This window comes from Brevibacterium otitidis, assembly GCF_042429315.1.
GTDB lineage: Bacteria > Actinomycetota > Actinomycetes > Actinomycetales > Brevibacteriaceae > Brevibacterium > Brevibacterium otitidis.
The window spans coordinates 1-6886 of sequence record NZ_JBHMAU010000115.1 but is presented as its reverse complement, the minus strand read 5'-3'; the positions used below and the strand labels follow the sequence as shown (position 1 = coordinate 6886).

Here is a 6886-nt window from a genome sequence, read left to right as displayed (position 1 = left end):
GCGGCAACACCCCCCGGATCATCGATGACAGGGCAAGACAGCCATACCAGGGCCAGCGACCAGATCCTCTGGTGAGGACCTACCAATAAATGTAACGGGTGGGGTTTTCAGACATACACCCGACTTTATATCATATGATTGAAACTTAAATCATATGGTGACCGACGTCACGCCCTTTTCTTCTCGGCTCTATAGGTAAGCCTAACCTTAGGTGCTAAGGTGGGTCGTGGAGTGAGGTTGCCGCACCAGAGAAGCCCATGCATTTCACTACTCCGGCATGGGTTTCCCTGGTGCACCTCCGTCTGCGGCGGTACCTCTCTGCTGCCGCCAGCGGCTCTGCCCGCAGCGGGGGCCTGTCATGGCCGGGCGGCCTGTTGCAGCTCTGGGGTTTGCTGGCGAGGTCTGCGGGCTTGAGCGGCATATGTGGTGCCGACCACTGTGTGTCCGACATGCTGAACAGATGACCGTGGACACATCTTCCCCGCACAAGCGGCAACGCGTCAGCATGTGCCTATGAGTCCATCACAACCGCTTCTCGAAGGCATCCGGATCGCCGACTTCTCCCGCGTGTTGGCAGGCCCGTACTGCACTCGCATGCTCGCCGACCACGGCGCCGAGGTGTACAAGATCGAGCTTCCCGGACGCGGGGACGACTCCCGACACCTCGGACCGTTCATCGACGCCGACAGCACCTACTTCTCCGGCCTCAACCACGGCAAGCACAGCATCGAAGTCGATCTCAAAGACCCCGACAGCCTCGCGCGGCTGCGCGATTTCATCGCCACCTGCGATGTCGTCGTGGAGAACTTTCGGCCCGGCGTGGCCGCCAAGCTCGGCCTGTCCTATGACGACGTCGTCGCCATCAAGCCCGATATCGTCTACGCCTCGATCTCCGGCTTCGGCCAGACCGGCAGCCATACGAAGCGCCCGGCCTATGACACCGTCATCCAGGCACTCTCCGGGCTCATGGCCACCACCGGCTTCGCCGACGGCCCGCCCACCCGGGTCGGCGAATCGATCGCCGACGTCTCCGCCGGGGTGTTCGCCGCCTTCGGTATCTCCGCAGCCCTCGTGCGCCGCGAGCGCACCGGCGCACCGGCCCATATCGACATCCCGATGTTCGACGTCATGCTCGCGATGCAGCCAACGAACTCCGCCATGTACGCCGCCACCGACGCCGCCCCTTCCCGGGTGGGCAACCGCCACCCAGTCTCGGCGCCCTTCGACACCTATGAGGCCAGCGACGGCCTGTTCGTCATCGCCGTGGCCAATGACCGGCTCTTCGCCGTACTCGCCGAAGCGCTCGGCAAGCCCGAACTCGCCGCCGACCCGCGGTTCGCCACCGACAGCGACCGCAGCGCCAATGACGAAGCCCTGCGCAATGAGATCGAAGGGGTCTCCGCCTCGCGCACGGTTGAGCAGATGTGCGCCCTGCTCGACGCTGCCGGCGTGCCGGCCTCCCCGGTCTGGGACCTCGCCGAGGCGCTCACGAGCGATCTCGGAACCGAACGCGATCTCTACGCCCGGGACCCCCGCCTCGGGCACGGCTACATCGCCAACCCCCTCCTCGTCGACGGCACCCGGGCAGCCAGCGAGCTGCCGGTGCCGCAGCTCGGCGAGCACAACGATGCCCTCATCGCCGCTTCGGCGGATACGGACAAGGAGTGAGTATGAACCTCGAGCCCACCGCAGACGAACAGGAGCTCATCGACGCCGTCCGCGCAGTCTCGCGCGACGTCCTCGCCCCGCAGGCCGCTCAGGCCGACGCCACCGAACGGGTCGCCGATGAGGTCATCGCGACCCTCGGCGAGGTTGGAGTGCTCGGCCTCAACCTGCCCGAGGAGTACGGCGGGCCCGGCGTCGGCTCGGTGGCGATGAGCCACATGGTCGCCGCCGTGGCCGAAGGCTGCGGATCGACCGCTTCGATCATCACCGCCCACTATCTGGCCACCGATGCCGTGCTGCTCGGCGGCACCGACGCCCAGCGGCAGGACATTCTGCCCGCGGCAGCCGAGGGTGAGCTCATCGGTGCTTTCGGACTGACCGAACCGGGTGCTGGATCGAATCCTGCGGAGATGTCGACCCGGGCCGTCCGCACCGAGACCGGCTGGCGGATCAAGGGCACCAAGCACTTCATCACCAACGCCGACTTCGCCGACTTCATCGTCGTCTTCGCCATCACCGACCCGGAGGCCGCCCACCGCGGCATCTCCGCTTTCCTCGTCCGCCCCGGCGAGCTCGGCGAGGCGATCAGCTTCAACCCGCCGGAGAAGACGATGGGCCTGCGCGGCAGCCCGATCTACGAGTTCGTCATCGACGCGGAGCTCCCCGTCGAGGCGCTGCTCGGCGAGGAAGGGCAGGGCTTCACCACTGCGATGCGGGTGCTCGACCGCGGCCGCATCGAGGTCGCCGCGATGAGCTTGGGCATCAGCCGTGCGGCGCTGGATGCTGCGATCGCCTGGGCCAAGGAGCGCAGGATCGGCGGCAAGCCGATCAACCGGCTGCAGGGCATCGCCTTCAAGCTCGCCGATATGCATGCCAAGTACCGTGCTGCCTGGCTGCTGACGATGGAGGCCGCAGCGGTGCGCGATTCCGGGGAGGACTTCACCCTGGAATCGGCCACTGCGAAGCTCGTCGCCAGCGAAGCTGCCGGCTTCATCACCGATGAAGCGCTGCAGATCCACGGAGGCTACGGGTTCACCCGTGACTTCCCGCTTGAGCGCTATGCGCGCGACGTGCGCATCTACCGGATCTACGAGGGCTCCTCCGAGATCCAGCGCACGATCATCTCCCGGGCCCTGGCAAAGTAGCCGGGCACCGGCTCTGAAAGGAACAACTGATGAATCCGATCTGGTTCGTCCTCGCACTGCTCGTCTATTTCGGCGTGCTCATCGCCTTGTCGTTCTACCGCCGGCGCGCTGACTCCGGCACGGACTACTTCCTCGGCGGGCGGACCATGCCCGCCTGGATGCTCGCGATGGCATTCGCCGCCTCCTGGTACGGCGGCAACTCCGCGCTCATCTCCATCGACGAAGCCAATTCGCAGGGCATGGGCTCCTGGTGGGTGCTCGGCGGCCCGACGGTCATCGCAGTCGTCGCCCTCATCTTCATCGGCCCGATCATCCGCCGCATCGGCGTGCTCAGCCAAGACGGCGTCATGAACATGCGCTATGGCCGGCTGACCGGCACCCTGCTCTCCCTCATCATGGGCATCTACATGATCATCTGGGGCGCCTCGCAGATGGTGGCGCTCGGCAAGTTCTTCGCCGCGTTCTTTGGCATCAGCTTCGTCCTTGCAGTGCTCGTCGGCATCGTCGTGGCGATCTTCTATGCGACCATCGGTGGTTTTCGCGCCGTCGTGCTGACCGAGACGATACAGTTCGTCCTCCTGCTGCTCGGCCTCATCATCACCCTCGTCGGCGCACTCATCCTCTCCGGCGGCATCGAACCGGTTATGGAGCGGGCAGCAAACGAGCGGCCCGACGACTACTTCAACATCTTCGCCGGGCTCACCCCGAACATCGTCTTCGTCGTCGGCTTCGCCCTCGCCTTTCTCATCGAAGGAACAGCCTGGCAGCGCCTGCAGGCCGGCCGCACTCCGCGCGATGCTCGCCGTACCGCCGGCTTCGCGCTGTCGTACTTCATCCCGCTGTACTTCCTCGTCGTCGCCGCCGGCATCGCCTCGATCGGCGTGTTCCCCACGATCCCGGAGAACGGCGTCGTCGCGACATTGGCCGGTGAACGCTTCTGGCCGATCTTCGGGGTATTCGTCTTCATTGGCATCGCCGCAGCGATCATGTCGTCGATCTGCACAACTCTGAATCTGTCGTCGCTGTACATGACTGAGCTGTACACGAAGATCAAGCGCAACAACGTGACGGACAAGCAGAAGGTGCGGGTGGGCATGATCGGTACGCTCATCGCCTCGGTCCTCGGGTTCCTCATCGCCATCCAGCTGCCCGAAGCGCTCATCCTTCTCGGCCTGGCCAGCGAGATCCTCGCCGCCGGCATGTTCTTCCCGATGATTCTCGGCCTGTTCTGGCGCCGGGCGAATCAGAAGGGCGCGGTCGCCGGTATCATCGCTGGCTCAGGCTTCACGATCTACGGCTTCGTGGTCGAACTCGGCTTGCCGCTGCCGTACTTTTGGCCCAACGACGGCCCGACTCGCATCTTCATCGGCCTGGGCCTCAGCCTCATCTTCTACGTCGCGGTCTCGCTCATGACGAAGCCGGACACCGAGCGCGCCGACCGGTTCATGCACCAGTCGCGCAAGGGCACCGATGAGTCCGCCGAGCAGATCGTGCGCGATCACGATGCCGCTGATGACGCCGCCTACGAAGCCCGCAACGGCAACGGCACTGGCACCGGGCCCGCCGGGGCCGGAACCGGAACCACCGCCTCGGGCGCGGATCCCAACTAGGACTGAACCCGTCAGACGACCGCGCCGCCGCAGGAACGATCCTGCGGCGGCGTCGTTGTGTCCGGTCCCGAGGCGGTCGTCACCGCAGCTGGGGCGGCTGGCCTGGGTCGTCCTGGTCGGGATCCTCGACGGTCTCGGACTGCACGACCGGGCCGCCGTGGTCTGGGCGGCCCGCCGGGCCGAAGCCTGCGCGACCGAAGCCTGCTGGGGCGCTTGGCAGCGTCGCGCGGCCGATGCGGATGCCGAGCAGGATGGCGAGCACGCCGGCGAGGACGAGGAACGCGGCGATGAGCCACAGCAGCGAAACGGCGCCGGCGGCTGGGTTAACGACGAGCAGAACGCCGATCGCGATGCCGGTTAGGCCGGTGATGAGCATGACCCACCAGCTGCGGGCGCCGAGCCGGCGGAAGGTCAGCGCGCCGAAGATCTGCATGATGCCGAGGACGAAGGCCCAGAAGGCGATGAACACGACAAGGGCGACGACGGCGGTTTCGGGCAGCAGTGCGACGATGACACCGGCGGCGAGGCTGAGGATGCCGGCCAGCAGCATGCCGCCTCCACCGCCGAAACGACGCGCGCGCAGCCACGCGGCGATGCCGAGCACACCGTTGACGATGAGCCAGGCTGCGATGAGCAGCGCGAAGATCTTGAGGCTGGCGCCCGGCCAGGCGAACATGATGACGCCGATGAGCAGGGCGAGCACACCCTGGATGACGAATGCGTTGCGGGCGCGGCGCTGCAGGGCGGCCAGTGGATTGCTGTGGCTGTCAGCGGAGGGGCTGGTCACGGGGGCTCCTGTTCTTAGGCCGCTGGGCGGGATGCGGCCGGCAGTTCTCCTGCACTGGGCAACGACTCAGGGGTGGCAGGTATTCCCGTACGATGCCGGATTGCCGCGTAGCGCGTGGAGGCGTTGAAGCCAGCGACTCGGTGTCTGGTCGAGGCACTCCGACGTCACGTGCCAAGGGAGCGGATCTCGATGAATTCGGCAAGCGGGCGCGGGTCACGATGGCGATCGTACTGGCGGAGCAGGTCGATGTACGTGCGCTTGTCGCAATCCCAGGAATACTGCTGAGGGTTCTCCTGGTCCTGAACTGCGATGAAGACAAGGTCTGCGAGGAGCCTCGTCGTGCGTCCGTTTCCGTCCGTGAACGGATGGATCCGCACAGCCTCAGCATGAACCAACAGCCCGAACTCGCGCGGCGTCCAATCGTCCGTTTCATTCCAGCGATAGAGGAACATGCTGAGCGAAGAGCGCAGTTCGGTGGAAATCAACTCTGGAGCTACGCCAATGTTCAGCTCGTGTCGCCGAAACGTCCCGGCCCACGCCCAGATGTCGCCGTACAGGCGTCGATGCAACTCCCGAACGAAACCGTCGCTGACCAGCTCGTCAACTGTGAGCTTTCCCGCGAGTACGTCCGTCAGGAGTTCCTCAGCGACAGCTTCCTGTACGGCTTGCTCGAGATCGTAGACTTCCGCCTTGCTGATCGGCTCGTCGAGCGCTTCTCGGGCAGGTTCCAACAAGGCACGAAACTCGTCATGCGAAATCGGTGTTTCGCCATATCCCGGGTCGAAAACCATCAGGGACGCTGGCGGCGTTGAGCGACGAAACGCTTGACACGCTCAGAACGCACATGCGTGGCCGGAACGACGCGCCGTTCGAGCTTCGCCGACTCTCGAGTCGACTGCACCGCGAATAGCCTGATGGCCTTCTTGGTTATGATCTTGCTCGTCACCGTTCCCACCTCCTCATGTACTGTCACATCTTTATTCTACCGGCACCACCTGTCAGTGCGGCGCGGTGCTCGGCTGGAAGGCTGTCGAGAAGCGCTGAATGGGTGGAAGGCCGGGGTCAAGTGCTGAGCCAGACACCTGACCCCCAGGCGGTCTTCAGAAGTCCCAGTCCTTGCTTTCTCAGAATGCCCAGTCCTCGTCCTCCCTGTTAAGAGGCGGGAACACCTATGGCTTCTCCAGCTCCGATGGCCGCTCGTGCCATCTACGTGCCACTCGCGATCGGGGCAGCTCTGACAGGTGACCCGGCGCCCATGACACTCCCTCAAGTCTAGCCGGTATCATCGCACACGCCCAGAATTCTCGACTTAAGTCGGCTAGGGTGGAGGACTTGTTCGGGCGGACCGCGGTGATCCCCTGGTGGCGTTCCCCTATAGTCCGTGCCGCGCTTCCTCCTGCCACTGAGCCCGGCCAGAGCAACGCCTCGCTCCTCTACCGTCTCCACGGAGTCAGGAGCGAACACCAGTGGCAGAAGCTTCACCCCCACTGCGACAATTCGAGCATCGGTGCGTTGGAGACACGACCCTGCCTCCCGCGTGTGTATTCTGGCGCGAATTTCACCGCGGTGTTTATCGGCTCTTCGGACATCCGGTGGGGGTCATGGGGTGAGTCCGCCGGCGGCGAGGAGCATGCGGAGGCGGTAGTTGTGCTGGTTGCGGTAGCCGCGGGCGAGGCGGC

At 65.1% G+C, this 6886-nt stretch carries 6 protein-coding genes; 3 read left to right on the top strand and 3 right to left on the bottom strand.

Annotated features, from left to right (window positions below; genetic code table 11):
* The first annotated feature begins 513 nt into the window (after window positions 1-513).
* The 3 genes from ACFFN1_RS13970 to ACFFN1_RS13960 are packed head-to-tail and all read left to right on the top strand — an operon-like array spanning window position 514 to window position 4420.
* A complete protein-coding gene (locus ACFFN1_RS13970; RefSeq protein WP_376841448.1) occupies window positions 514-1668 on the top strand; it encodes a CaiB/BaiF CoA transferase family protein in 1155 nt (384 codons plus the stop codon).
* Between the two features lie 2 nt (window positions 1669-1670).
* Window positions 1671-2810, top strand: a complete 1140-nt coding sequence (locus tag ACFFN1_RS13965; protein WP_376841447.1) for an acyl-CoA dehydrogenase family protein — start codon at window positions 1671-1673, stop codon at window positions 2808-2810.
* Window positions 2811-2839: 29 nt separating this feature from the next.
* Window positions 2840-4420 carry a sodium:solute symporter family protein gene (locus ACFFN1_RS13960; protein WP_376841446.1) on the top strand — a complete coding sequence of 527 codons (1581 nt, stop codon included), beginning with the start codon at window positions 2840-2842 and terminating at the stop codon, window positions 4418-4420.
* Between the two features lie 79 nt (window positions 4421-4499).
* Here the strand turns inward: ACFFN1_RS13960 and ACFFN1_RS13955 are convergent, their stop codons facing one another.
* From ACFFN1_RS13955 to ACFFN1_RS13945, 3 genes are all read right to left on the bottom strand, one after another.
* Entirely contained in the window at window positions 4500-5207 is a 708-nt protein-coding gene (locus tag ACFFN1_RS13955) for an HdeD family acid-resistance protein (RefSeq protein ID WP_376841445.1), read from the bottom strand.
* 164 nt (window positions 5208-5371) lie between these two features.
* Window positions 5372-5998 (bottom strand): Fic family protein, encoded by a 627-nt coding sequence (locus tag ACFFN1_RS13950; RefSeq protein WP_376841443.1) that lies wholly within the window; start codon window positions 5996-5998, stop codon window positions 5372-5374.
* Window positions 5998-6153, bottom strand: coding sequence for a hypothetical protein (locus tag ACFFN1_RS13945; protein ID WP_376841442.1), 156 nt, complete (start codon window positions 6151-6153; stop codon window positions 5998-6000). The genes ACFFN1_RS13950 and ACFFN1_RS13945 overlap by 1 nt, the downstream gene beginning before the upstream one ends.
* Window positions 6154-6886 lie beyond the last annotated feature (733 nt).